Source organism: Pseudomonas sp. Q12-87 (assembly GCF_001269755.1).
GTDB classification, from domain to species: domain Bacteria; phylum Pseudomonadota; class Gammaproteobacteria; order Pseudomonadales; family Pseudomonadaceae; genus Aquipseudomonas; species Aquipseudomonas fluorescens_S.
This window is the reverse complement of the sequence record NZ_LHVI01000034.1, coordinates 172,852-198,903: the sequence shown is the minus strand read 5'-3', so window position 1 is coordinate 198,903 and position 26,052 is coordinate 172,852. Positions and strand designations below refer to the sequence as shown.

The 26,052-nt window shown below is 61.7% G+C and carries 22 protein-coding genes; 15 read left to right on the top strand and 7 right to left on the bottom strand.

Annotation, left to right across the window (positions count from 1 at the left end):
* The first annotated feature begins 50 nt into the window (after positions 1–50).
* The gene (gene cytX, locus AD663_RS25335) at positions 51–1,343 is read left to right on the top strand and encodes a putative hydroxymethylpyrimidine transporter CytX (RefSeq protein ID WP_053214725.1); all 1,293 of its coding nucleotides are present in this window, start codon (positions 51–53) and stop codon (positions 1,341–1,343) included.
* Here the strand turns inward: cytX and AD663_RS25330 are convergent.
* A complete protein-coding gene (locus AD663_RS25330) occupies positions 1,312–2,058 on the bottom strand; it encodes a DUF3298 domain-containing protein (protein ID WP_003186475.1) in 747 nt (248 codons plus the stop codon). The genes cytX and AD663_RS25330 overlap by 32 nt on opposite strands.
* Positions 2,059–2,271: 213 nt before the next feature.
* Between AD663_RS25330 and AD663_RS25325 the strand changes: the two genes are divergently transcribed.
* The 10 genes from AD663_RS25325 (at position 2,272) to AD663_RS25280 (ending at position 13,551) form a co-directional block, all read left to right on the top strand.
* Positions 2,272–2,889 (top strand): NUDIX domain-containing protein, encoded by a 618-nt coding sequence (locus AD663_RS25325; protein ID WP_003186473.1) that lies wholly within the window; start codon positions 2,272–2,274, stop codon positions 2,887–2,889.
* The gene (locus AD663_RS25320) at positions 2,880–3,332 is read left to right on the top strand and encodes a DUF1249 domain-containing protein (RefSeq protein ID WP_003186471.1); all 453 of its coding nucleotides are present in this window, start codon (positions 2,880–2,882) and stop codon (positions 3,330–3,332) included. Before AD663_RS25325 ends, AD663_RS25320 begins: the two co-directional genes overlap by 10 nt.
* Before the next feature lie 123 nt (positions 3,333–3,455).
* Positions 3,456–4,271: a 3',5'-cyclic-AMP phosphodiesterase gene (gene cpdA, locus AD663_RS25315; RefSeq protein ID WP_003186469.1), complete on the top strand. Its 816-nt coding sequence runs from the start codon at positions 3,456–3,458 to the stop codon at positions 4,269–4,271.
* 1,191 nt (positions 4,272–5,462) lie between these two features.
* The gene (locus tag AD663_RS25310; RefSeq protein ID WP_003186467.1) at positions 5,463–5,822 is read left to right on the top strand and encodes a DUF6124 family protein; all 360 of its coding nucleotides are present in this window, start codon (positions 5,463–5,465) and stop codon (positions 5,820–5,822) included.
* A 515-nt stretch (positions 5,823–6,337) separates the two neighbouring features.
* Entirely contained in the window at positions 6,338–6,946 is a 609-nt protein-coding gene (locus tag AD663_RS25305) for a YqiA/YcfP family alpha/beta fold hydrolase (RefSeq protein WP_003186465.1), read from the top strand.
* A gap of 41 nt (positions 6,947–6,987) precedes the next feature.
* Positions 6,988–8,892, top strand: coding sequence for a DNA topoisomerase IV subunit B (parE, locus tag AD663_RS25300; RefSeq protein WP_003186463.1), 1,905 nt, complete (start codon positions 6,988–6,990; stop codon positions 8,890–8,892).
* Complete coding sequence (locus AD663_RS25295; RefSeq protein WP_003186461.1) at positions 8,892–9,878, top strand: esterase-like activity of phytase family protein; 987 nt, start codon at positions 8,892–8,894, stop codon at positions 9,876–9,878. Before parE ends, AD663_RS25295 begins: the two co-directional genes overlap by 1 nt.
* A 35-nt stretch (positions 9,879–9,913) precedes the next feature.
* On the top strand, positions 9,914–10,393 hold the full coding sequence (locus AD663_RS25290; RefSeq protein WP_050551608.1) for a TIGR02281 family clan AA aspartic protease: 480 nt from the start codon (positions 9,914–9,916) through the stop codon (positions 10,391–10,393).
* A 10-nt stretch (positions 10,394–10,403) separates the two neighbouring features.
* Positions 10,404–12,668: a DNA topoisomerase IV subunit A gene (gene parC / locus AD663_RS25285; protein WP_003186456.1), complete on the top strand. Its 2,265-nt coding sequence runs from the start codon at positions 10,404–10,406 to the stop codon at positions 12,666–12,668.
* 178 nt (positions 12,669–12,846) lie between these two features.
* Positions 12,847–13,551, top strand: a complete 705-nt coding sequence (locus tag AD663_RS25280; RefSeq protein ID WP_003186455.1) for a membrane integrity-associated transporter subunit PqiC — start codon at positions 12,847–12,849, stop codon at positions 13,549–13,551.
* A 257-nt stretch (positions 13,552–13,808) separates the two neighbouring features.
* Here the strand turns inward: AD663_RS25280 and AD663_RS25275 are convergent, their stop codons facing one another.
* Positions 13,809–15,326, bottom strand: coding sequence for an AhpA/YtjB family protein (locus AD663_RS25275; protein WP_003186454.1), 1,518 nt, complete (start codon positions 15,324–15,326; stop codon positions 13,809–13,811).
* A 133-nt stretch (positions 15,327–15,459) separates the two neighbouring features.
* On the opposite strand from AD663_RS25275, the gene serB reads away from it, so the two are divergent.
* Positions 15,460–16,674 (top strand): phosphoserine phosphatase SerB, encoded by a 1,215-nt coding sequence (gene serB, locus AD663_RS25270; protein WP_003186453.1) that lies wholly within the window; start codon positions 15,460–15,462, stop codon positions 16,672–16,674.
* Between the two features lie 168 nt (positions 16,675–16,842).
* Here the strand turns inward: serB and AD663_RS25265 are convergent, their stop codons facing one another.
* The 4 genes from AD663_RS25265 to AD663_RS25250 all read right to left on the bottom strand — a co-directional run bounded on the left by AD663_RS25265 (position 16,843) and on the right by AD663_RS25250 (position 22,022).
* Positions 16,843–18,603, bottom strand: a complete 1,761-nt coding sequence (locus AD663_RS25265) for a hypothetical protein (RefSeq protein ID WP_003186451.1) — start codon at positions 18,601–18,603, stop codon at positions 16,843–16,845.
* Between the two features lie 142 nt (positions 18,604–18,745).
* Positions 18,746–19,606: an archaetidylserine decarboxylase gene (gene asd / locus AD663_RS25260; protein ID WP_003186449.1), complete on the bottom strand. Its 861-nt coding sequence runs from the start codon at positions 19,604–19,606 to the stop codon at positions 18,746–18,748.
* A gap of 19 nt (positions 19,607–19,625) precedes the next feature.
* Positions 19,626–20,441: a rhodanese-like domain-containing protein gene (locus tag AD663_RS25255; RefSeq protein WP_003186446.1), complete on the bottom strand. Its 816-nt coding sequence runs from the start codon at positions 20,439–20,441 to the stop codon at positions 19,626–19,628.
* Between the two features lie 42 nt (positions 20,442–20,483).
* A complete protein-coding gene (locus AD663_RS25250) occupies positions 20,484–22,022 on the bottom strand; it encodes an HDOD domain-containing protein (protein ID WP_003186444.1) in 1,539 nt (512 codons plus the stop codon).
* Positions 22,023–22,188: 166 nt separating this feature from the next.
* On the opposite strand from AD663_RS25250, the gene motA reads away from it, so the two are divergent.
* Entirely contained in the window at positions 22,189–23,040 is an 852-nt protein-coding gene (gene motA / locus AD663_RS25245) for a flagellar motor stator protein MotA (protein ID WP_003186442.1), read from the top strand.
* Between the two features lie 3 nt (positions 23,041–23,043).
* Entirely contained in the window at positions 23,044–24,081 is a 1,038-nt protein-coding gene (gene motB, locus AD663_RS25240; protein ID WP_003186440.1) for a flagellar motor protein MotB, read from the top strand.
* Positions 24,082–24,310: 229 nt separating this feature from the next.
* Here motB and rsgA read toward each other — a convergent pair whose 3' ends face one another.
* The gene (gene rsgA, locus AD663_RS25235) at positions 24,311–25,342 is read right to left on the bottom strand and encodes a small ribosomal subunit biogenesis GTPase RsgA (protein ID WP_003186437.1); all 1,032 of its coding nucleotides are present in this window, start codon (positions 25,340–25,342) and stop codon (positions 24,311–24,313) included.
* A gap of 106 nt (positions 25,343–25,448) precedes the next feature.
* Here rsgA and orn point away from each other — a divergent pair, with 106 nt between their 5' ends.
* Positions 25,449–25,991 (top strand): oligoribonuclease, encoded by a 543-nt coding sequence (gene orn, locus AD663_RS25230; RefSeq protein WP_003186435.1) that lies wholly within the window; start codon positions 25,449–25,451, stop codon positions 25,989–25,991.
* Positions 25,992–26,052 lie beyond the last annotated feature (61 nt).

Below are 26,052 nucleotides of genomic sequence, written 5' to 3'. Positions count from 1 at the left end.
TCGCGAAGGCGATCATCAAAACAACAAAATATTCCTCTGAGATAACACTCTTGAACATCCAACCCAGCACCTATTCCCCGGACACCGCGGTCCCCCTGGACAAACGGGTCTTCGGCGCCCGCGATCTGTTTTCCCTGTGGTTCTCCCTTGGCATCGGCCTGATGGTCTTGCAGGTTGGCGCCTTGCTCGCGCCGGGCCTGGGCCTGAGCGGTTCGTTGCTGGCGATTTTCCTCGGCACCCTGGTAGGCGTTTTGCTGCTGGCGGCCGTCGGCGTGATTGGCAGCGACACCGGCCTGTCGGCCATGGCCGCCCTCAAGCTCAGCCTAGGCGCCAAGGGCGCGAGCGTGCCGGCGATATTGAACCTGCTGCAACTGATCGGCTGGGGCTCGTTCGAAATCATCGTCATGCGTGATGCGGCCAGCCTGCTCGGTGCCCGAGCCTTCAGCGAAGGCAGCCTGGGGTCGAATCCGTTGCTGTGGACGTTGTTTTTCGGCGCCCTGGCGACCTTGCTCGCGGTCAGCGGGCCGCTGACGTTCGTGCGCAAGGTCCTGCGCAAGTGGGGCATCTGGTTGCTGCTGGCGGCGTGCCTCTGGCTGACCTGGAATCTATTCGCCAAGGCTGACCTGGCCGCATTGTGGGCTCAGGCGGGCGATGGCTCGATGCCGCTGGCGGTGGGGTTTGATATCGCCATTGCCATGCCGCTGTCGTGGTTACCGCTGATTGCCGACTATTCACGCTTCGGCAGACGCGCGAAAAACGTCTTTGGCGGTACTGCCGTTGGGTTTTTCATCGGTAACTTCTGGCTGATGAGCCTGGGCGTGGCGTACACCCTGGCGTTCGCGCCGAGCGGTGAAGTCAACGCGCTGCTGCTGGCCCTGGCTGGCGCCGGGTTGGGCATTCCGTTGCTGCTGATTCTGCTGGATGAGTCGGAAAATGCTTTCGCCGACATTCATTCGGCGGCGGTATCGAGCGGCATGCTGTCCGGGCTGAAGGTCGAGCACCTGGCCTTGGCGATCGGCGTTATCTGCACGTTGATCGCGTGCTTCGCACCGTTGGCCCAGTACCAGAACTTCCTGTTGCTGATCGGCTCGGTGTTCGCGCCGCTGTTCGGCGTGGTGCTGGTGGACCATTTCATCTTGCGCAAGCGCAGCAGCCAGGTGGTGTCGGCTGCGTTGCGCTGGCCGGCACTGTTGGCCTGGCTGGGTGGGGTGAGCACTTATCACCTGCTGGCCAACCTCTATCCGGACGTCGGCGCTACCCTGCCGTCGCTGGTCCTGGCAGGGTTGCTGCAGTTGTTGCTGGGCCGGGCCTTCAGCTACGGCCGGGGAACAGCTCGGGCTTGAGAATGCCATTGAGGCGTGGGTAAGCGATCTTCAGTTCGATGTGGCCCAACGCGTATGGCGCGATGGTACTCACTTCGTACTTGAGGATCACCCCGCCGTAAGTCAGCGCCACATGCGGAGTCTTCTGGAAGGACCACTGTTTCAAGAACTCGGGTTCCTGATCCAGCTTGGTGCTGATCAGCCAACTATTGTGGGCAACCTGGGCGGCTTTCCAGAAGGCCTCTTCCTGGCCCGGCAGCAGCATGTCCGACAGGGTCAGCACCTTATGCTGCTGGCGCGAATAGTTGATGAAACCACGCCCCGGCGTACCGTGGGCGCCGCCGGTGTCCAGGTAGCTGGACACTTCGATGATCACCAAGCCGTCATGCTGCTCGCGTACCTTGGCCTGCAAATAGCTGCTGTTGCGCGGCGCTGCGTTGCGCAGAAACTGTTCGCGATAGGCCGAAAGCGTTGGCGCCGTCGGTGCGTCCGGGGTGGTGCGGGTCAGTTGCAGCAGGCGTTTTTCGACAATGCCGTCCAGTGCGGGCTCGGTGGGAAAATGCAAGGTATCGATGTTGACCAGCGGGCAGTCGGCACTGGCGCAGCCGGGCTGCAACTGCTCAGAAGCATCGCGAGTGGTCTCGAGCGGGGCGCGATAGTTGGGTTGGAACAGGCTTTGGCAAGCACCCAGGGTCAGGGCAATGGCGGCCACGGAGACAGTTTTGAAAAGCGACATGGGCGTCCTTCATGAAACAGGGAAAGGCGAAAAGTTACCCGCTTCGACTGTCAGCAGGGCAATCAGTTCGCCACTAAGCTCATTAGAGTGATTTTGAGCGCAGCCGTCCATCCTGATGAAGGGAAAGGGGCTGCATCAAACGGTACGAGCGCGTTAGGATGGCGCGAAGCCGAGGTTGGAACCTCGTATTGATCCATTGCAACGAGGACTGTCATGACCGACTTCACCAACGCCACGCCGAGCACCGTGGACATCGTCAAGCGCGAGAACTGCTTCCAGGGTTTCTACAAGCTCGACCGCGTCCACCTGCGTCATGAATTGTTCGCCGGTGGCATGAGCCGTGAAATCAGGCGTGAACTGTTCGTGCGCCATGACGCGGTGTGCGTGCTGCCCTACGATCCGCAGCGCGATGAAGTGGTGTTGATCGAGCAGTTTCGCGTGGGCGCCATGGGCAAGACGACCAACCCTTGGCTGGTGGAACTGGTGGCCGGCCTGATCGATAAGGACGAGCAACCGGAAGAAGTTGCTCATCGCGAAGCGCAGGAGGAAGCTGGGCTTGTCTTTGCTGCGCTCTGGCCGATGACCCAATATTTTCCATCGCCGGGCGGCAGCGATGAGTTCGTCCATTTGTTCCTGGGGCGTTGCGACAGCACGGGGGCCGGCGGTCTGCATGGCCTGGAGGAAGAAGCCGAAGACATTCGGGTGAAGGTCTGGGCTTTCGAAGATGCCTTGCAAGCTGTACGCGACGGACGTATCTGCAACGCGGCCAGCATTATTGCCTTGCAATGGCTGGCCTTGAACCGCGATGAAGTGAGGGGGCTATGGTCCTGAACAAGCTGCGCGATCGTTATCGCGTCGATCTGGTGGGGCTGCAGGCGGCCTGTGAGGCCAACTACGCCCGCCTGATGCGCTTGTTGCCGGACATGCGCAACGACCCGGCGCCGCGCCGCATCGCCGTGACCCATGGCGACCAGATGCTCGGCGTGCTAGCCCTCGAAGTGCTGCAGACCTGCCCCTACACCACCACCTTGCAAGTGCGCCAGGAGCACAGCCTGCCCTGGTTGCCGGTGCCGCAACTGGAAGTTCAGGTCTATCACGATGCGCGCATGGCCGAAGTCGTCAGCGCCGAACATGCACGACGCTTTCGTGGCATCTATCCTTACCCCAATGCGTCGATGCACCAGCCGGACGAAAAGGCCCAGTTGAACCTGTTCCTCGGCGAGTGGCTGAGTCATTGTCTGGCGCTGGGGCATGAGTTCGAAGTCGTTCGGTAGTTGTCTTTCAAATACTGGACCCTGGTTGTGAACCGGTTCCGGTTCGCGGGTTTCCCCTTTCGATCTTCCCCAGCATAATTGCGGCTTCATCCAATGGCGTGAGTGCGCCTGGGAGAGAGCGATTTGCCGAACGAATCCATCCTGACCACTGCTGATGCTGCGCTGTTGGTTCAACTGTCCGACAGCCACCTGTTCGCCGAGGCCGACGGGTCGTTGCTGGGCATGAACACCCGTGACAGCCTGCGCTCGGTGATTGACCTGGTGCTCAATCAGCAGCCGAACATCGACTTGATACTTGCCACTGGGGATTTATCCCAGGACGGAACGTTGGAGTCTTATCAGGCGTTTCGGCAGATGAGTGGGCGAATCGATGCGCCCGCACGTTGGATTCCGGGTAACCATGATGAGCCGCAGGTCATGCTGGAGGCGGCGGTCAAGAGCACCTTGCTCGAGCCGGTGGTGGACATTGGCAACTGGCGAATCACGCTGCTGGATTCTGCCGTGCCGGGTTCGGTTCCCGGTTTTTTGGCTGAGGAACAGTTGATTCTGTTGGCCAATGCCTTGAGCGAGGCGCCGGAGCGTCATCATCTGGTTTGTCTGCATCATCATCCGGTGTCGATTGGGTGTGCGTGGATGGAGCCCATTGGGTTGCGTAATCCTGAGGCGTTGTTTGCGGTGCTGGATCGGTTTCCTCAGGTGCGGGCGGTGTTGTGGGGGCATGTGCATCAGGAGGTTGACCAGGTGCGCGGGGGCGTTCGGTTGTTGGCTTCGCCTTCGACTTGTATTCAGTTTGAGCCTGGGAGTGAGGATTTTGCGGTGGGCTCGCAGGCGCCTGGGTATCGGTGGTTGCGGCTTTGGCCGGATGGGCGGTTGGAGACGGGGGTTGAGCGGGTGGTTGGGTTTGCTTTTACTCCGGACTATGAGTCCGACGGGTACTGAGGTTTGGTTGAGTACATATCCATTTCTGCGGTAACGGCTACTTATGGTTCCGCCCTTACGGCGTCTCACTTTTGAGAAGCGCAAAAGTAAGCAAAACGCTTTATGCCCCACCACTTGGTGCCTCGCCTAGGCTCGGCATGCCCTCACTCCGGCATTGCTCCGTGGGCCCGCCGCGAAGGGCCATCCATGGCCCAGCGCAGCTATCCCGGCATCCATGCCGGGATGCCCACTCCACAATGCCTGCGTTCGGCCAGCGTGGTTAACGGGGCGCCGAGATCAACGTCCGCCGCGAGGCGGCCTGAGAGCCGGCCTGGCTCTTTTGTCGTACTCCGATCCCATTGTGGGAGCGGGCTTGCTCGCGAAGACGGCCTTACAACCGACCTGGTTCTATGGTCGTACCCCGACCCCATTGTGGGAGCGAGCCTGCTCGCGATGGCGGCCTGATTGAGTACATATCCATTTCTGCGGTAACGGCTACTTATGGTTCCGCCCTGACGGCGGGTCACTTTCGAAAAGCGCGAAAGTAACCAAAGCGCTTTTGCCCCACCACTTGGTGCCTCGCCTAGGCTCGGCATGCCCTCACTCCGGCATTGCTCCGTGGGGCCCGCCGCGAAGGGCCATCCATGGCCCAGCGCGGCTATCCCGGCATCCATGCCGGGATGCCCACTGCGCAATGCCTGCGTTCGGCCAGCGTGGTTAACGGGGCGCCGAAATCAACGTCCGCCGCGAGGCGGCCTGAGAGCCGGCCTGGCTCTTTTGTCGTACTCCGATCCCATTGTGGGAGCTGGCTTGCTCGCGAAGACGGCCTTACAGCCGACCTGGTTCTATGGTCGTACCCCGACCCCATTGTGGGAGCGAGCCTGCTCGCGAAGACGGCGGCACATGCAATGCTGATGCAAACTGACCCACCGCTTTCGCGAGCAAGCCCGCTCCCACAGTGGATCGCTGGTGTACACAGACCTTGTGTTACAGGAGGTCCATTGTGGGAGCGAGCTTGCTCGCGATGGCGGCCTGACAGCCGGCCAGATTTGTGGGAGTGGTCCGACATTCGAGCAGACTTTTCCGACGAGCTCTGGCGGTTGCCGGGTGGGAAGGGCTGTCGCTAATCTTTTTCCGTCGCTGCAAATTCAGCGGCCAGGCCTGGAAACCTGAAAAAAAGGGGCTTTATTTCAATCTTAATGGAGCGCCAACATGTATGAAGATAACTCTGGGCCAACAAAAAACGATTCCATCTCTTCCGATGCCAGCCAGATTTCCCCGAAGCTTGATGAAGCCGCCAAACGCGCCATCGACCACTATCTCGACCCCAAACCTCAAGCCAAAAAGAAACAGCCCTCAGGTCAACTGTTCACCGTCGTGAACGGCGTCGACACCGAAAGCCTACTGGCCAACCTCAGCGAAACCTTGGCTTCAGCCGACGCCATGGTCAGCGACCTTGCCTTCGACCTGGAAGGCTCGCGACGCCATGTTGCCCTTGGCATTCAGCAACTGATCGAGCTGGGCGCTTTATTGGCAAATCGGATGCTGGACAACGTCAACACACAACCCTGACCACACCGCGCGCAAAAGCGAGCAAGCCCGCTCCCACTGGAGAAACGCGATCACCCTAAACCAGGCCGGCTCTCAGGCCGCCTCGCGTCGGACGTTGATTTCAGCGCCCCATTAACCACGCTGGCCGAACGCAGGCATTGTGGAGTGGGCATCCCGGCATGGATGCCGGGATAGCTGCGCTGGGCCATGGATGGCCCTTCGCAGCGGGCCCACGGAGCAATGCCGGAGTGAGGGCACACCGAGCCTAGGCGAGGTGCCGAGTGGTGGGGCATGAAGCGCTTTGGTTACTTTCGCGCTTTTCGAAAGTGACCCGCCGTCAGGGCGGAACCCTAAGTGGCCGTTACCGCAGAAATGGATATGTACCCAATCCAGCTGTAGGGGGCCGCTTCGCGCCCCAACGGGGATAAATCCCCTCGCCACAGGGTTTTGTGTTGTCTTGTATGAACAGATCACCCCCAAACCCCCATAAACTCCCTGTAAACTCCGGCCTTTGCCCAACACCCAGGGAGTCGGCAATGTCGGGTTCTATCCTTTATATCCACGGCTTCAACAGCGCCCCAGCCTCGACCAAGGCCCGCCAGCTAATCGACGTAATGGCGCAACTGGGCCTGAGCGACCACCTACAAGTTCCAGCCCTGCACCACCATCCCCGCCAAGCCATCGGTCAGCTGGAACAGGCGATTGCACAACTGGATCGGCCGCTGCTAGTCGGCAGCTCGCTCGGCGGCTACTATGCCACTCACTTGGCCGAACGCCACGGCCTCAAGGCCCTGCTGATCAACCCTGCTGTCAGCCCGCATCGCATGTTCGACGGCTACCTGGGCACGCAGAAGAATTTGTACACCGACGAAACCTGGGAACTGACCCACGACCACGTCACGGCCCTGGCCGAACTGGAAGTGCCGGCGCCCCGGGATTCGCAGCGGTATCAGGTATGGTTGCAAACCGGGGACGAAACGCTGGATTATCGCCACGCCCAGCAGTATTACCGCGCTTGTGCCTTGCGCATCCAGGCTGGCGGCGACCACAGTTTCCAAGGGTTTGCCCAGCAGTTGCCGGCGCTGCTGAGTTTTGCCGGTATTGGCGCCGATTTGTACCAGGCGATCGACTTCACGTCGCTGTGAGCCATCGCCCCTTTTTCATTGAACACTGACGACGAGACCCCATGGCCACTCCCAGCGCTAGCTCTTATAACGCAGACGCCATCGAAGTCCTCTCGGGCCTCGACCCGGTGCGCAAGCGCCCCGGCATGTACACCGACACCAGTCGGCCGAACCACCTCGCCCAGGAAGTCATCGACAACAGTGTCGACGAAGCCTTGGCCGGGCATGCGAAGTCGGTGCAGGTCATCCTGCACGCCGACCATTCCCTGGAAGTCAGCGACGATGGCCGCGGCATGCCGGTGGACATTCACCCTGAAGAGGGCGTGTCGGGCGTCGAGCTGATTCTTACCAAGCTCCACGCCGGCGGTAAGTTTTCCAACAAGAACTATCAGTTCTCCGGCGGTTTGCACGGGGTGGGTATTTCCGTGGTCAACGCCTTGTCGACCCAGGTCCGGGTGCGGGTCAAGCGTGACGGCAACGAATACCAGATGACGTTCGCCGACGGCTACAAGGCCACCGAGCTGGAAGTGGTCGGCACCGTCGGCAAGCGCAACACCGGGACCAGCGTGTATTTCGCGCCGGACCCGAAGTACTTCGATTCGCCGAAGTTCTCCGTCAGTCGCCTCAAGCATGTGCTCAAGGCCAAGGCCGTGTTGTGCCCGGGGCTGCTGGTCAGTTTCGAGGACAAGGCCACCGGCGAGAAAGTCGAGTGGCATTACGAAGACGGCCTGCGCTCTTACCTGGTGGACGCGGTCAACGGTTTCGAACGCCTGCCCGACGAGCCGTTCTGCGGCAGCCTGGCCGGTAACAAGGAAGCCGTGGATTGGGCGTTGTTGTGGCTGCCCGAAGGTGGCGAAAGTGTCCAGGAAAGCTACGTCAACCTGATCCCCACGGCCCAGGGCGGCACCCACGTCAACGGCTTGCGCCAGGGGCTGCTGGATGCCATGCGTGAGTTCTGCGAGTTCCGCAACTTGCTGCCCCGTGGCGTGAAGCTGGCGCCGGAAGACGTCTGGGAACGCATTGCGTTCGTGCTGTCGATGAAGATGCAGGAGCCACAGTTCTCCGGCCAGACCAAGGAGCGCCTGTCGTCCCGTGAGGCGGCGGCGTTTGTTTCCGGAGTGGTCAAGGACGCGTTCAGCCTTTGGCTCAACGCCAACCCGGAAACCGGCCTGGCCCTGGCGGAGCTGGCGATCAACAACGCCGGCCGTCGGCTCAAGGCCAGCAAGAAGGTCGAGCGCAAGCGCATCACCCAGGGGCCGGCCTTGCCGGGCAAGCTCGCCGATTGCGCCGGGCAGGACCCGATGCGTTCCGAGCTGTTCCTGGTGGAAGGTGACTCCGCCGGCGGCTCGGCCAAGCAGGCGCGGGACAAGGAGTTCCAAGCGATCCTGCCGCTGCGGGGCAAGATCCTCAACACCTGGGAAGTGGACGGCAGTGAAGTGCTGGCCAGCCAGGAAGTGCATAACATCGCCGTCGCCATCGGGGTCGACCCGGGCGCCGAAGACATGAGTCAACTGCGCTACGGCAAGATCTGCATTCTCGCCGACGCCGACTCCGACGGCTTGCACATCGCCACGTTGCTCTGCGCCTTGTTCGTCCAGCATTTCCGTCCGCTGGTGGATGCCGGTCACGTCTACGTCGCGATGCCGCCGCTCTACCGGATCGACCTGGGCAAGGAAATCTACTACGCCCTCGACGAAGCCGAGCGCGATGGCATCCTCGACCGCCTGGTGGCCGAGAAGAAGCGCGGCAAGCCCCAGGTCACCCGATTCAAGGGCCTGGGCGAAATGAACCCGCCGCAGCTGCGCGAAACCACCATGGACCCCAACACCCGTCGCCTGGTGCAGTTGACCCTGGATGATTTTGAAGCGACCTCGGAAATGATGGACATGCTGCTGGCGAAGAAACGCGCCGGCGACCGCAAGTCCTGGCTGGAGTCCAAAGGTGACCTGGCCGAGGTGCTGGCCTGATGCGCAACGGTTTCGCCCTGGCGTTATTGCTGTGGGCGGGGGTGGTAGTCGCCGGGCCCGCGCCTGAGTTGAAGTTGCTGTCCGAGCACGCCGTGGATGGCATGCGCGGCGGCAACCTGTCCGGGCTGGCGCTGTGCGGCGGCGAAATGTGGACGGTGTCCGATCGCGACGATGACCGAATTTATCGCCTCGCGCTTTCCGATGCGCCGGTCTGGCAGGCCGACGTGGTGGATATCGACGTTCCGGCGGTGCCCGACAATGGTTTGCCCTGGGGCTTGCGCTCCCGGACTTGGGCCGCTTCGTTCCTGCGCGGTGGCGAGTTGGATTTCGAGGGCATCAGTTGTGACAGCGCCGGCAATCGCTATGTGGTCAGCGAGTCGCATGCCGCGGTGTTGCAAGTGGCGCCGACAGGCGAGGCATCGTGGTTGAAAATCGCCCCGACGTTGATTCGCCAGGCCCGGGCCAGCGGTATGTTGCTGCATTTCAATGCTCTGTTCGAAGGCTTGGCGATCAACCCGGCCGGCGACCAGCTGTGGCTGGCGGCCGAGCGCGAACGTCGTGGGCTGCTGCTGATCAAGCGCCAGCAAACGGTGTGGGACTGCGAGGGCAATTGCGTGTTGCTGAGCGAAGCGGGGCTGGAGATGCAGCCGGCGCAGTTCCCCAAGGCCAAGGCGGTTTCGCGGGATTTCGCCGATCTGTCGTTGTTCGATGGCAAGCTATTTACCCTGGAACGCAACGCTTTTCAGATCTGTCGGCGTGATCCGCAGACCGCTCAAGTGGAGCGGTGTTGGTCGTTCGCCGCCGAGGCGTTGCAGGACAATCGCCGCTACTCGCAGGCCTACGGGCTGGCCGAAGCGCTGGTGGTGGACGCCACAGGCGCCTGGATCGGCCTGGACAACAACGACGGCGCCCGCGCCGACGGCGAAACGCGGCCGATCATCTGGCGCTTCGCCGCGCCGGACGGTGGCTGGAGCGCCTCGCCGTGAGCCAGCCGCCGGGCAAGCGTGCCGGCCGGGTGCTGATGATTGTGGCCTGGTGTGCGGCGTTGTTCCTGGCTACACGATTCTTTGCTCAATGGGAGCAGCGTCAGCAGAACCCGAATGCCCAGGTGTATTCGCAAAGAGGCGAAGGATTTATCGAGGTAAAGCTGGTCGGCAATAAACAAGGGCATTTTGTTGCCAGCGGCCAGATCAATGGCCAACCGGTGGATTTCATGCTCGACACGGGGGCCACCGACGTGGCAATTCCGGTGGAGCTGGCCGAGCGCCTCAAGCTGGAAAAAGGTTTCGGCGTGACATTGAGTACCGCCAACGGTTTGAGCGAGGGCTATCGCACCCGCATCGACCGGTTGCAATTGGGTGACATCGTGTTGCGCGATGTCCGTGCCCTGGTGGCGCCAGGCCTGGGCGGCACGCAAGTGCTGCTGGGCATGAGCGCCCTGAACAAACTTGAATTTACCCAGCGCGACGGCACCATGCTGCTGCGCCAGACAACGAACTGATGAGGCCCGCATGAGCGACATTCTTGCAGACAGCTTAGACGGCGTAGAACGCCGATCGCTGGCTGACTTCACCGAAAATGCCTACCTCAATTACTCCATGTACGTGATCATGGACCGCGCCTTGCCGCACATCGGCGACGGCTTGAAGCCGGTCCAGCGGCGGATCATCTATGCCATGAGTGAGCTGGGGCTGGATGCCGACTCCAAGCACAAGAAGTCGGCGCGGACCGTCGGTGACGTGCTCGGTAAATTCCACCCCCATGGTGACTCGGCCTGCTATGAAGCCATGGTGCTCATGGCCCAGCCGTTCAGCTATCGCTACACCCTGGTGGACGGCCAGGGCAACTGGGGTGCGCCGGACGATCCCAAGTCCTTCGCCGCCATGCGCTACACCGAGGCGCGTCTGTCGCGCTATTCCGAAGTCCTGCTGAGCGAATTGGGCCAAGGCACGGCGGATTGGGGGCCAAACTTCGACGGTACCCTCGATGAGCCGTTGGTTTTGCCGGCACGTTTACCGAATATCCTGCTCAATGGCACCACCGGCATCGCGGTGGGCATGGCCACTGACGTACCGCCACACAACCTGCGGGAGGTGGCCACCGCTTGCGTGCGTCTGCTGGATGAGCCAAAAGCCACGGTGGAACAGCTCTGCGAGCACATCCAGGGTCCGGACTACCCGACCGAAGCGGAAATCATCACGCCGCGCGCCGACCTGCTGAAAATCTACGAGACCGGTCGCGGTTCCGTGCGCATGCGCGCCGTGTATCACATCGAAGACGGCGACATCATTGTCACCGCGCTGCCGCATCAGGTGTCCGGTGCGAAGGTTCTGGAACAAATCGCCGCGATGATGCAGGCAAAACCGTCGAAAGCGCCGCAAGTTGCAGACTTGCGCGACGAGTCCGACCATGAAAACCCTTGCCGTATCGTGATCATCCCGGTCAACAGCCGGGTCGACCATGACGCGTTGATGCAGCACCTGTTCGCCAGTACCGACCTGGAGTCCAGCTACCGGGTCAACATCAATATCATTGGCCTGGACGGCAAGCCGCAGTTGAAGAACTTGCGGGCCTTGCTGGTGGAATGGCTGGAATTCCGGGTCAAAACGGTGCGCCGGCGCCTGCAATTCCGCCTGGACAAGGTCGAACGTCGACTGCATCTGTTGGACGGCTTGCTGATTGCCTACCTCAACCTGGATGAAGTGATCCACATCATTCGCACCGAGGAACATCCCAAGGCCAGCCTGATCGCGCGCTTTGCCCTGAGCGAAATCCAGGCCGACTACATTCTCGATACGCGCTTGCGGCAGTTGGCGCGGCTGGAGGAGATGAAGTTGCGGGCCGAGCAGGATGAACTGCTCAAGGAACAGGCCAAGTTGCAAGCTTTGCTGGGCAGCGAAGCCAAGCTCAAGAAACTGGTGCGCACCGAACTGCTCAAGGATGCCGAAACCTATGGCGACGATCGCCGCTCGCCAATCGTCGAACGCGCCGAAGCCAAGGCGCTGACTGAGCATGATCTGTTGCCGAACGAGAAAGTGACGGTTGTGCTGTCGGAAAAAGGCTGGGTGCGCTCCGCCAAAGGCCACGATATCGACGCCACGGGGCTTTCCTACAAGGCTGGCGACGGCTTCAAGGCCCTGGCGGCCGGGCGCTCCAACCAGTTTGCGGTGTTCGTCGACTCCACCGGTCGCAGCTATTCGGTGCCGGCTCACACGCTGCCATCGGCGCGCGGCCAGGGCGAGCCGCTGACCGGTCGATTAACGCCGCCACCGGGTGCAACTTTTGAGTGCGTGCTGATGCCTGATGATGACGGGCTGTACGTAATTGCATCGGACGCCGGCTACGGGTTCGTGGTCAAGGGTGAGGATCTGCAAGCCAAGAACAAGGCGGGCAAGGCGTTGTTGAGCCTGCCGAACAACGCCAAGGTCATTGCGCCACGCCCTGTCAGTGATCGCGAAAATAATTGGCTGGCGTCGGTGACGACGGAAGGCAGGCTACTGGTCTTTAAAATCAGTGACTTGCCGCAGCTTGGCAAAGGCAAGGGCAACAAAATCATCGGTATTCCCGGCGAACGGGTTGCCAGCCGTGAGGAATATGTCACGGATATTGCAGTGTTGCCGGAAGGCGCCACGCTTGTGCTACAGGCTGGAAAGCGTACGCTTTCGTTGAAAGCAGATGATCTTGAGCATTACAAAGGTGAACGCGGGCGACGCGGTAATAAGCTACCAAGGGGTTTTCAACGGGTCGATGCACTGCTCGTCGAAAACTTGAATTAGGCGTCCTAGAGCGCTTGGTCTGCGATTAAATGCCGCAGACCGGCGTTTTCGCGCTGGAGTCGCGGCGCATATTCACGGATGATAGGCCCTTTCAAGCGCCGGCGTGGCTGAGCGTTCTTCATAATGACCAAGTATTTTTCACTGTGGTAAGCCTTGTGGCCGCCACCTGGACGGGACGATGACTGCTCTGCGCCTTCCTATTTTGTGGCTCGCTGGCCTGCTTGGCCTGGCGGGCTGCAGCGTCAATCAGCCTGTTTCGCTGTATCAACTGGACAGCGGAACCCCGGCCCAGCCTGCGCAAAGCGCCGGCATGGCAGTACTGCTGGGCCCGGTATTGATTGCTGACTACCTGCAACGTGAAACCCTGCTGCAACGCCAACCTGACGGTAGCCTGCAAGCCGCTGTCGACGGTCGCTGGGCGGGCAGCCTGTCGTCGGACATCGATCAACTGCTGTTGCGTCAGGTCGCCGGGCATCTGGACAGCCAGCGTGTCGTGCTGGCGCCCGCTACCCAAGGCTTTACCCCGGACGTCCAGGTACTGCTGTCGATTACCCGCCTGGACTCGGGCAAGTCGCAACCAGCGGTGCTTGATGCCCAGTGGCGGCTGATCGACCGTCGCGGCAAGGTGCGTGAGAACCGCATCGTGCACCTGCAAGAGCAGCATGCCGGTACTACGGCGGCACAGGTCCAGGCCCAGGGCGTGCTCCTGCAACGTCTGGCCGAGCAGTTGTCTGTGTCGCTCAAACCTCTGGCCAACCAGCCTCCTATCGCAGAAGTCCCTCGAAAATCTGCTCCTGCCCCAACCAAGCCGGCAGGGAAGGAAAAGGACAAGATTCCCATGGCCCTGCCAATTCGTACGGACATGGAAGTGTTCAGGTTCTGAGGGTTGGACTGCCAACAAGACAAAGCCCGCGCTGATGCGGGCTTTGTCGTTTCTGTCGATTGGATTGGCGGTGCCTATCCTGGCCTCTTCGCGGGCAAGCCCGCTCCCACATTCAATCTCCAGTGAACCCAGGCTCTGTAGACCATGAAGATCTCCTGTGGGAGCGAGCTTGCTCGCGAAGAGGCCAATGAAGGCAACAAAAAAGCCCGCAGATAAACACTCATCTGCGGGCTTTTGTTTGCTTCAACTACTGAATATCAGGCCTGGCGCTCATGCATCCGCGCCAGTTGCCGCTCGAGCATCGACGGATAAGGTTCCATCAAGCGCTCCACGCAGCAAGCGCCCTCGGGACTGGCGATGGGGCGGATGCGGGCGCGCTGTCGGATCAGGGCGTCGTCGTTGATCTTGCGTTCCACCAGCAACAGGTTGCGGCTGTGTTGCGACAGTGCCAGGGCGTCCTGGGCGGTTTCGGTCAACAACAAGTCGATCTGGCTCATGCCGAACAGGCCGTCGCCCAGGGTCAGGCCCAGTTGCAGTTGCAGGGTGATGCCGCTGTCGGCGACCTCGATCTGCAATTGATGACCCAGCGCCCGGAGCAACTCGCCACAGCAAATGGCGTTGGTGAGGTAGTCGTCACCGCTGTCCTCGGTGTGAAACAGCATCAATGTGCTGCCATCATTCAATGTATGCAATTCGCCCTGGTACAGCGATGCAGCCTGGTCGAGGCAGTCGCGGTAGCGTTCGAGCAACTCCTTCAGGCGCGCTTGGGGCAGGCGGCGCAGTTGGTCCTGGGCGCCCAGTTGCACGGCCAGCACGGCGCTGTGCTGGGGCAGGTTCGAGACGACAGGCTTGGCGAGCGGTTTCGGCTCGCCGGCAGCGGACTCGTCACGCAGGTCGGCGAAGGCATCGTCGTCTTCATCGTCTTCTACCGTGCGGACCACGTGGCGTGGAGCCGGTCTGGACGCAGGCATTGGCTGGCTTTCATCAAAGCCCGGATCACGCAGGTTGCGCACCTCGAAGCCTGGCTCGGCCTCATCGTCGTCAACGTAGTCGATGTCTTCAGGTTCCGGCACGGGTTCAGGTTCCGGCGCGAAACTGGCGTGGAGTTGCCGGGCCAGGTCGCCGATTTCATCCTGGCGCTGGGTGGCCGGCGTGTGTTCGTCGATGTCCCGCAGCCAGACGCGCAACTGCAACAGCGGCGTGGAGATGTGCCGGCCCAGGCGCAGGCTCAAGGCCAGTGCCAGCGCCAGCAGTATCGCGCTGAGAATGCCCATGCTTTGCAGGCTGATGGTCATCGGCTGTTGGAACTGGTCCATGTCCAGGCTGATGCGCAGTTGCCCGGCGGTCACGTCCTGGAAGGTGATCTTGCTCTGGTACATGCCACCGGATTCGCCCAGCAGGCCTGGCTTGGGACGCTGGCCTGCCTCGGCGAGGATACGGTTGTCCACGCTGTAGATGGCCGCGTGGGCCACCAGCTTGTTCTTGGTCAGATTGTTGAGCAGCACGTTGAGACTGAGGATGTCGTTGGAGACCAGCAGCTCGGTGGCGGACGTGGCGGTCTGGGTGGTCAGGCTCTCACCCAGGGCATCGGCCTGCTCATGCATCGCCTGTTTGAATTGCAGGCCCATCACGCAGGCATAGATAACCAGGGCCAAGGCGACCAGGATCACGTTATGGCTGGCAATGCGCAATGCAATCGGCACGCGACGGTGGCGCAGTGCACGGAAGATCAGCAGGAAGAAGTTGTCGGTTTTGACTGGCGTGGGCCGGTTCACTGAGCTCGGCTCTTTGTCCGTGAAATTGACGCGCAGTATAGCGACAGGCCCATGACCGGCAAAGCACTGGCGGTGCCCGATGGTCACTGAATGTGGGTAGAATGCGGTTTTTTTCCACCTGCGGGGGTGCGCCTTGCGCGAAATCGTCCTGATAAACATCACTGGCAGCGACCGTCCGGGTCTGACTGCGGCCATTACCGGCGTTCTGGCCCAGGGTGGTGTGAACATTCTCGACATTGGTCAGGCGGTGATCCATGACACGCTGTCGTTCGGCATCCTGGTTGAAATTCCGGACGCTGAACAAAGCAAGTCGGTGCTCAAGGACATCCTGTTCACGGCTTACAAGCTTGACCAGCAGGTGCGTTTTACCCCGGTGTCCGAAGCCGATTACCAGCAATGGGTGGCCGGCCAGGGCAAGAAGCGCCACATCGTGACCTTGCTGACCCGCAAGGTCACCGCCGAGCAATTGCAACGCGTCAGTTCGATCACCGCCAAATATGACCTGAACATTGATCACATCGACAGGCTCTCCGGGCGCATGCCGCTGGACACGCCGGATGACAAGGGCAAGGGCTGCATTGAGTTTTCCGTGCGCGGCGAGCCGGCTGATCCCCAGGCTTTGCGGGCCGAGTTCCTTAGCGTGGCCCAGGAATTGAACGTCGACATCGCCTTCCAGGAAGATTCGCTGTTCCGCCGAAATCGCCGCCTGGCGGTGTTCGACATGGATTCGACGTTGATCGAAGCCGAGGTGATCGACGAATTGGCCAAGGCCGCCGGCGTGGGCGACAAGGTATCGGCCATCACCGAGCGGGCCATGGCCGGCGAGCTGGATTTTCGCGCCAGCTTCAAGGAACGCCTGGCCCTGCTGCAAGGCCTGGACGTCAGCGTACTGGATTCCATCGGCGCCTCCCTGCGCCTGACCGAAGGCGCCGAGACCCTGTTCGCCGAACTCAAGCGCCTAGGCTACAAGACCGCCATCCTGTCCGGCGGCTTCACCTATTTCGCCAAGCAGCTACAAGCCAAGCTCGGCATCGATTACGTGTTCGCCAACGAGTTGGAAGTGGTGGACGGCAAGGTGACCGGCGTGGCCGTGGAGCCGATCGTTGACGCCCAGCGCAAAGCCGATCTGCTGCGTGAACTGGCGGCCAAGGAAGGCCTGCGCCTGGAGCAGACCATCGCCGTAGGCGACGGGGCGAATGATTTGCCGATGTTGGCGATAGCGGGCCTGGGCGTGGCGTTCCGGGCCAAGCCGCTGGTCAAGCAGTCGGCCAGGCAGGCGATCTCGACCCTGGGGCTGGATGGGGTCTTGTATCTGTTGGGGTTCAGGGATCGTGATGGGCAGCTCTGAGCCTTCCACCGATTTGGAGCGAACGTTTTTGTGGCGAGGGAGCTTGCTCCCGCTGGCCTGCGCAGCAGGCCCCAATGCGGTGAGCCTGACACACTGGGGGGGGGAGGGTTTAGGGCCGCTTCGCGGCCCAGCGGGAGCAAGCTCCCTCGCCACAAGGGGGTGTTTGGCTTACAGCGACCTCCACAACGAATCGAAATTTCCCTCAGGCTCGCTGCCCTCCCCGGCGGGGCCTGAATCCTCCGGGTGATAGGCAAACTGGTTGAAACTGTGGGTGCTGGTGACCCGCCGGTCCAGGCCGGCCCGGCGTTCTTCGCCGTTGGTCTTGATCAGCACCTGCTGGCCCTCCTGGAATGGCAGGCGAGGGGCGATCATGGTCGGGGGAAGGTCGATGGCGCTGATCTCGGGAAGCAATAACCCGCGCAGATAGTGGCCTTGTTCGTTTTCCTGGCGAACCAGTTGCAGCCCGCAAGGCTGGGCGTGCGGGGCGACCAGTTCGATGCCCATCTGCATGGTGCCGTTGCGCACCTGTCGAATCCAGCGCACCACCGCGATGCTCCAGGCTTCGTCGCTGGTATCCCGAATGCCGACCATTTCCCCCGCTTGCAGCTGTTCCGGCACTTCTTTTGGCCAGCCGAGGCAATAGCCGCCGGGGCTGTGGTTGATGATTGGCAAGTCATAGAGGGGAAAATGATGCTGGTTGTCGGAGGTGGTGCCGTCGTCATCGGACGGGCTCACCGGATATTCGATTTCCTCATAAGGCAGCAGGTCGCTTTCGCCGCTGGGGGCTGCGTCGAAGGCCTGGCTCCATTGATCGTTGGTCTTGCTCGGCCGGGCCTCGAAGCGTGCCTTGCGCGTGTTGGGGGTTTTCAGGAGTTCACTGAAAGAACGCTCGCCGCCAAGGTAGTAATGCAGCGCGCTCATGCCCACGCACAAGGTCAGCGTGCCGTTGCCCTCGGTGCGCTGGAAGCTGCGTTCGGCCGCTTCGCCCCAGGCGGCTTGCAGGTGATGCAAGGTGTCGGCGCTCATGCCGCCGGGCACTGGCAGGGTGGGGTCGGCCGGTTGTTCCAGGTGGATGGCGATGGCACGCACCAGCGGCTGTGGATCAAAGCCCTGCAAGGTTGGCTGTTGCTCGGCCCTGAACTTGGAGCGATAGCGTGGCCCGACATCCAGTTGCGGAGCGACGGCGAACAGGCTGGTGGCCGTGGCGGCAGGGTCCAGCTTGACCCAATGGCTCCAGGATTCCAGCGCCTCGGCCAGTCGCGCGATCTGGTTCTGGCGTAACTGATTACTGCGTGAGGCGCCCAGCAGCAGGGCGACGGCGTAGGTTTGCTCGGCGTTCAACTGATGGACCTGGCTAGCCAGTTCGTCACCGACATTCAAATGCTGAAGTCGGAGTTGGCAGGCGATCCGGTACAACTGGTGCAAATCGAGCCACAACCCTTCAGGCACGGGACTGTACAACTGGCCGGCCCGCAGCAGCGGGCCGTTGAGCGCATGGATCGCCCGTTGCAATGCGGTACTCAGCACCCGGGCCCGGTCCTTGGTGAACTTCGCAGCGATGCGCGCCACGATCTGCTTGTAGCCCATGGCCAATTGGGTTTGCAGGGCCTGGCACAGGTTGGCGATTTTGCGCGAGCGGTCATCCAGCACGATGGCCTGTTGCAGAAAATGCCGTTCCAGGTGTTTGCAGACGTAATACACCTCGGGACGCAGCAGTTCGAGCAGTTGCAGACGGTTGTCGCTGGGGGTGAGCAGTTGGTTGAGTTCGCCAAGGGCCTGGTACAGCAACCGGGCGGTTTCGCCGATGTTGGCCTTGGGCAGGTTGGCGATCCAGCGCTTGAGGTCGCGTGGCGTGGCGTCGCAGAACGATAGGCGCGATTGCGTCGGGGTCAGGACGCGCAATAGCTGGAGAGGGCTGGTCTCATTCATGCCGTGGACGGGCTCCGGCCGAAAAATTGAAAAGGATCTTTCAACTCTAGCAGCTGTAGCCAAAAACGAAGGGCTCTATCCAGAGGCTGTGGCCCCTTGGGGGAGCGAGCAAGCTCGCTCCCCCAACAAGTTAATCGATGATTCAGCCCTTGGGCAGTGCCAGCCCCTGGCCCATCTGCACTGGCGAACCGGCCACCAGGTCGTCGGTCCATTTCACCTGGTCCGGCCCGAACAGCACGATGGCGGTCGAACCCAGCTTGAAGCGGCCCAGTTCGGCGCCTTTTTCCAGATGAATCGGCGCACGAGCGGCTTCGTCGTAGCGCAAGGTTTTCAGTTCGCGCTTGGGCGGTGTCACCAGTCCGGCCCAGACGGTTTCGATCGAGGCCACAATCATCGCGCCCACCAGCACCACGGCCATTGGCCCGCGCTCGGTGTCGAAGATGCACGCCACGCGCTCATTGCGGGCGAACAGCTCCGGAACATTTTCAGCGGTGGTCTGGTTGACCGAGAAAATTCGCCCAGGAATGTAGACCATTTCGCGCAAGGTGCCGGCCAGCGGCATGTGTACGCGGTGGTAGTCCTTGGGTGACAGATAGATCGTAGCGAAGTCGCCGCCCATGAACGGCGCTGCGTTGGCTGCATCGCCGCCCAGCAGTTCCAGCACACTGAAACTGTGGCCCTTGGCCTGGAACACCCGGCCGTGCTCGATCGGGCCGAGCTGGCTGACGGCGCCGTCGGCAGGGCTGAGGATCGCGCCGGGAGTTTCGTCCAGCGGGCGGGCGCCGTCTTTCAAGGCACGGGTGAAGAACGCGTTGAAGTGCTCGTAGGCTGTCAGGTCTTCGACCAAGGCCTGGGACATGTCAACCTGGTAACGCTTGGCGAACCACGCGGTAAAGGCATTCTTGAACCAGCGCACGCGACATTCGGCGATGCAGCCGGCCAGCCGCGACAGCAGGTGGTGAGGCAGCAGGTATTGAGAGAGGATGAACAAACGGTTTTTCATTAACTGTCCTTAAGAACCTTCAAAGCTCGATGGGCGTGTCAGGGTGGTTGCCCCATTCGCCCCAGGAACCGGCATAGCCTTTGACTCGCGGATAACCGAGCGCCTTGGCCACCAGATAGGTGAAGCCAGAGCGATGGTGAGTCTGGCAGTGGGTGATGATTTCTTTGTCAGGCGTGATGCCCAATCGTTCGAGGATCTGCGGCATGTCCTGGCGGATGCGCAGGTTGCGCGCCGGGTCCATGCCCGCCGTCCACTCGAAGTTGACCGCGCCGGGAATGTGGCCACCCCTGGCTGCGACGACTTTCTCGCCGGAATATTCCAACGGACCACGGGCATCCCAGATTGCCAGGTCGGTGGCACCGAGCCGGCTTTGCAGGTATTCGCGGGTGGCGGTGGGTTCGTCGTGCAGCGTCAGGCTCACCGGGGCTGCGCCGGGCGCCGGCACTTCAGTGGAGACCGGCAGGCCTTCGTCCAGCCACGACAGCAGGCCGCCGTCGAGGTAGTGATAGTTGCGATGCCCGATCACGTCCAGCAACCAGATGAACCGCCCGGCCCAGCCGCCGCCTTCGTCGTCATAGACCACATAGACCGCATCCGGATGGTGCCCGAGTTCGCTGAACAGCGCTTCAAGATCGGCTTTTGCCGGCAGCAGGCCCGGCGCCGGAGGTTGGCCCAGCTGGGTTCGCTTGGGATCGACGAAGCGTGCGCCAGGGATGTGCCCGGTGCTGTAGCGGGCGGCGCTGGTCAGGTCCACCAGAATCAGTTCGCGGGCGTCGAGGCGCGGCAGCAGCGTGCTTGGCTCGATCACCAACGGCAAGCCAGAGAAGTCAGGCATGTGAGGTCTCCAGAGGCGCAAAGGGAAAGGATTGTAGCAAGTTCAGCGACCGCGGTTGGTAAAGGTATGCAGTGCCCGTTCGATGCACTGCACGGTTTTGCCGAAGGCTTGCACGGTCACGTCCGAGAACGGCCCACCGCCCTGGTCCGCTGCTACCAGCATGATCACCCGACCATTGCAGGTCAGCGAGCGCAACAGCAGATGTTCACCCCGGAACAGGGCGCGCAGCCCCGGTGGCAGCAATGCCGAGAACTGGGCATTGTTGTCCGGGTTCAGGCGAACCTGGGCCTGCTGGGCCAGCAATCGCTGCAAGACCTTGCTCTGGCTGATGGAAAAGCTCATGGCCGCAGCTTCCTGGGGCAGGCCGGCGGTCTGGTGCACGCGCACGCTGGTCTGGCTGCGGTCGGGCATCAGGATCATCACCCGGCGCATGCCGCAAGCCACCAGCGTGTCCCGGGCCGAGGTGGTCAAGTGCATGGCATTGCTGAAGGGGCTCGGTTCCACCAGCAGCGCAGCGCATTGTTTGCGCCACTGGGTCAGGTCTTCGCTGCTGGGCGGGGCCGCCGGCAGCAAGCCTGGGTGGATGCGGTGGCTGTTCCAGGGCCAGATCAGCGCCACGGCCGGGTGCCAGAGGTCTGGCATAGCGTCATTGCGGGCGCTGGTGACGGCCTGTTGATGCATTTGCTGCTGGATTTCATCCATGGGCATTTGCAGATACAAGCTGGTCAGGTATTGCCAGCGCAGACAGTGGGGGCTATTCCACGCCTGCTGCGCCGAAAGCGCCAGGCCGTTGGCCAACAGCACGGTGTTGGCCGGCTGATTGAGCCAGCGCCGCAGGGTTGGGTCGTCGTCCAGCCGATTCTGCTGGCGCAAGGGATGTTCGCTGTCGCGGGCGATGCGCAGCACTTGCACCAGTTCGCGGCGCTCATTGATCAACAGGCGGTAGCCTTGCATCACCCAGATCGGCAGCCGCCAGGTCTCCACCAGTGCGAGGCAGATCTTCAGCAGGCTGACGCCGAACAGTTCGCGCTCTACCTGGCGGGCGGACTGGCCTTTGTGGATGACCCGCAATTCCCATTCCCCGAGCAATCGCGGGTGTGTCAGGGCCAGCGGCCAGAGCGGCGAGAGGAACAACAGGCTGCCCCAGTGGATGTCTTGCCACAGTCGCGCCAGGCGGCTCGCGAAAAAACCATTGGCCTGTTGCGTGGCGTGCTGGCTGATCAGTTGCAATTGACGCAGGGCGACGGGTATTTCCCGCCCCGGCAGCGAGGGCAGGCGGGCGAGCAATTCTTCGGTGCGCTTGAGGCCCAGGCGGTTGAGGGCGACTTCGAGGTTTTCCGCAGGCTCGGCGAGGCTGCCATGGGTGTGGTGGTTGGCTTCGCGGATGACGCTCAGGGCCAAGGCAGGACTGTCCTGCATCAGCTCGGCGATATCGCGCAGCGACCGGCGGCTGTCGGCGAGGGCCTTGCAAACCAAGTCGTGACTGGCCTGGGGCACGGGCAGGTGCACGCCGTCGAGCAGCTTCACCCAACCTTGGAGCGTGGTCGGTCGTGGGGTTGGAACCTTCGTTTCGTATGTCATGGCTGGACGCGATCATCACATAGGGTATCTACGCCCGGAACGGGGCAAATTGGCTTTTCGCCTGAACTGGCTATAGTCTGGCGCAGTTTTGCCGATAAGTAGAAGAAGAGATTTTTCAGCTTCCGAATATGACCTTGAACCCGACTTAAATAAGTACTTTCTACCTATGGCTAAAATTATCGGCATCATTGTCGTGTTCGCGAGCGTGCTCGGCGGATACGTGCTCTCCCATGGCAAGATTGCCGCTTTGATCCAGCCCTTTGAGGTGATGATCATCGGCGGTGCGGCCCTCGGCGCATTCTTGCAGGCCAACCCCGGCTATATGACGATGCACGTGCTCAAGAAATCCCTGAGCATGTTCAGTTCGCGCTTCAGCCACACCTTCTACCTCGAGGTGTTGGGGCTGATCTACGAGATCCTCAATAAAAGCCGTCGCGAAGGCATGATGGCGATTGAGGGCGATATCGAAGACGCTGCCGCCAGCCCGATCTTCGCCAAGTACCCCACGGTGCTCAAGGACGCCCGCATGACGGCGTTCATCTGCGACTACCTGCGCATCATGTCGTCCGGCAACATGGCTCCCCATGAGCTTGAAGGCCTGTTCGACATGGAGCTCTACAGCCTCAAGGAAGACTTGGAACACCCTTCTCACGCGGTCAACGGCATCGCCGACGCCATGCCCGGTTTCGGTATCGTCGCGGCGGTACTGGGGATCGTGGTCACCATGGCTTCCCTGGGCGAGGGCGACCAGAAATCCATCGGCCTGCACGTGGGCGCGGCACTGGTCGGTACCTTCTTCGGTATTTTGGCCGCGTATGGCTTTTTCGGCCCGCTGGCCCATTCCCTGGCCCATGATGCCAAGGAAGAACTCAACGTCTACGAGGCCATCAAGGCTTCCCTGGTGGCCTCGGCCTCGGGCATGCCGCCGTCCCTGGCGGTGGAGTTCGGTCGCAAGGTCCTGTACCCGGCGCACCGTCCAAGCTTCGCCGAGTTGGAACAAGCAGTTCGCGGTCGTTAAGTTATGGAAAATAACCAGCCGATCATCATCAAGCGCGTCAAGCGCATAGCGGGCGGGCACCATGGTGGCGCCTGGAAAATTGCGTTCGCCGACTTCGCGACGGCAATGATGGCGTTCTTCCTGGTGCTGTGGCTGCTGTCCACCGCGACCCCGGAACAAAAAATCGCCATTGCCGGTTACTTCAAGGATCCGGTCGGCTTCTCCGAAAGCGGCACGCCTTACATCATTGACCTGGGCGGCTCGCCGACCCTGGCGCCGGACACGACCCTCAACCCGGAGGTCAAGTCCCAGCCCCAGCCCGACAAGGTCACGGTGGATACCGAGCAGGTCGAAGGCATGGCCGAGCAGGTCGAGCGCGAGCGTCTGGAGTTGCTGCTGCAAGAATTGCAGAACAAGGTCGAAGAGAACCCGCAACTGCAGAAATTCAAGGACCAGATCCTGTTCGAAATCACGCCGAACGGCCTGCGCATCCAAATCATGGACGCCGAGAATCGGCCGATGTTCGACTCCGGCAGCGCCCGTCTCAAGCCTTATTTCGAAGACATCCTGCTGGCCATGGCCGATACCATCAAGGCGGTGCCGAACAAGATCAGCATCAGTGGCCATACCGATGCCAAGCCTTATATCGGCAAGGGCGATTTCGGTAATTGGGAGTTGTCCGCCAACCGCGCCAACGCGGCACGTCGTGCGTTGGTGGCTGGCAGTTATCCGGACGAGCAGGTAGCGCGGGTGGTGGGTTATGCCTCCTCGGCGCTGTTCGATCGCAAGGACCCGTTCAACCCGGTCAATCGGCGTATCGATATCGTGGTGCTGACCAAGAAGGCTCAGCAGGCCATCGAAGGTTCGCAAACCAATGATCCGGCGCCCGACCCTGCCCAGGGCCAGGGTGCTCCGGGCGAGGCGCCGGCGACCCCTGGCGCTGCGGCCGATCCGAACGCCTTGCCGGCTGACCAACAGCCGGTGCCGGCCCATGAGTTGCGCGAGCGGCTGAACCTGTTCGACGATGCCGCGCCCAAGCCTGCCGGAACGCCTGGGCAGTGAGCCACAAAAAAGCCGACATCATTGTCGGCTTTTTTGTGAATCGCTGTTCAGTGAGGCGTGCCTGCCTTTGTGGCGAGGGAGCTTGCTCCCGCTCGGCTGCGAAGCAGTCGTAAACCGGCGGGCGCGGTGTGTCTGATGCTCCGCATTTGGCAGATTTTGGGGCTGCTCGCAGCCCAGCGGGAGCAAGCTCCCTCGCCACAATAGTGATCGGCTTCACATGGCATGCAGGTCAGTAAGTGCTTTCCGGCAAGCTGGCGATGATCGAGCGGTAGCTGTTCATTCGTTGCTGGTGCACGCGGCCTTCTTCCAAGGCCTTGAGCAGGGCGCAACCAGGTTCGCGGTCGTGCTTGCAGTCGCGGAAACGGCAGGTGCCGATCAGCTCGTTGAACTCGATGAACCCGGCTTCGACATCGGCCCGGCTGACATGGCCCAGGCCGAATTCACGGATGCCCGGGGAGTCGATCAGCTCGCCGCCACCGGGAAAGTGGAACAACCGTGCGGTAGTGGTGGTGTGGGTGCCTTGCCCGGACAGCTCGGACAACGGCCCGACACGGGTCTCGACTTCCGGCAGGAGGCTGTTGACCAGCGAAGACTTGCCGACACCGGACTGGCCGACGAACACGCTGATGCGTCCGTCCAACTGCTGTTGCAACTGTTCCATGCCGTTGCCGTGGTGGGCCGAAACTTCCAATACCGGGTAACCCAGGTCCCGATAGACCGACAGCAGGGCGTTCAGCGCCGGGGCGTTGTGCTCGTCGATCAGGTCGAATTTATTGAGCAGCAGCAATGGGCGGATGCCCGCGTGTTCGGCTGCCACCAGGTAGCGGTCGATCAGGTTGGCGTGGGGCTCGGGCAGCGGGGCGAACACGATGACGATCATGTCGACGTTGGCAGCCACGGGCTTGAGCTGGCCACGGCTGTCCGGACGGCACAGTTCCGTGTGGCGCGGCAGTTGCGCCACGATCACGCCGATGCCCTGGTTGCCGGCACGCCAGACGACCTGGTCGCCGGTGACCAGCGCGGGCAGGTTGGCGCGCAAGTGGCAGCGGAACACCTGGCCGGTCAGCTCGCCTTCGCGGGCCTCGACCTCGACCTGCACACCGAAGTGGGCGATCACCAGGCCGGTTTGTTCCGGCCCCAAGTCGCCGCCCTCGAGCGCCTCGACGGCACTGGATTCGCGTTTGGCGGCGCGGGCTGCGCGCTCGCCCTGGATCTTTTCGATGCGCCAGTTTTGACGACGATTGAGTTGGCGTTTGGCCATGGGTGTTCCGTATGAAGAGTGCAGCGATTAGGTAAAACGGTCGCGAGTTTAGCACGCCCAAGGGCCTGCCTAGGCTAAACTGCGCAGCTACGCTGAGGAGCTCCCCATGCAAAACCCGCAGAACCTGATCTGGATCGACCTGGAAATGACCGGTCTGAACCCGGACACCGACGTCATCATCGAAATGGCCACCATCGTCACCGACAGTGAACTGAACACCTTGGCCGAAGGCCCGGTGATTGCCATACATCACAGTGATGAAATCCTGGCTGGCATGGACGAGTGGAACACTCGCCAGCACGGCGGCTCCGGCCTGACCCAGCGAGTACGCGACAGCAAAATCAGCATGGCCGAGGCCGAGGCCCAGACCATCGCTTTTCTGGAGCAGTGGGTGCCCAAGGGCAAATCGCCGATCTGCGGCAACAGCATCTGCCAGGACCGGCGCTTTCTTTATACCCACATGAAAGCCCTGGAAAGCTATTTCCACTACCGCAACCTGGATGTCTCCACCCTCAAGGAACTCGCCGCGCGCTGGGCTCCCGACGTGCGTGACAGCTTCAAGAAGGGCGGCAGCCACCTGGCCCTGGACGACATTCGCGAGTCCATTGCCGAGTTGCAGCACTACCGCAAGCATTTCATCAAGTTCTGATTGCCCGGCGTGTTCTATGTGGAGAGGGAGCACGCTTGCTCTCCACGGGACGGTGCCCGGG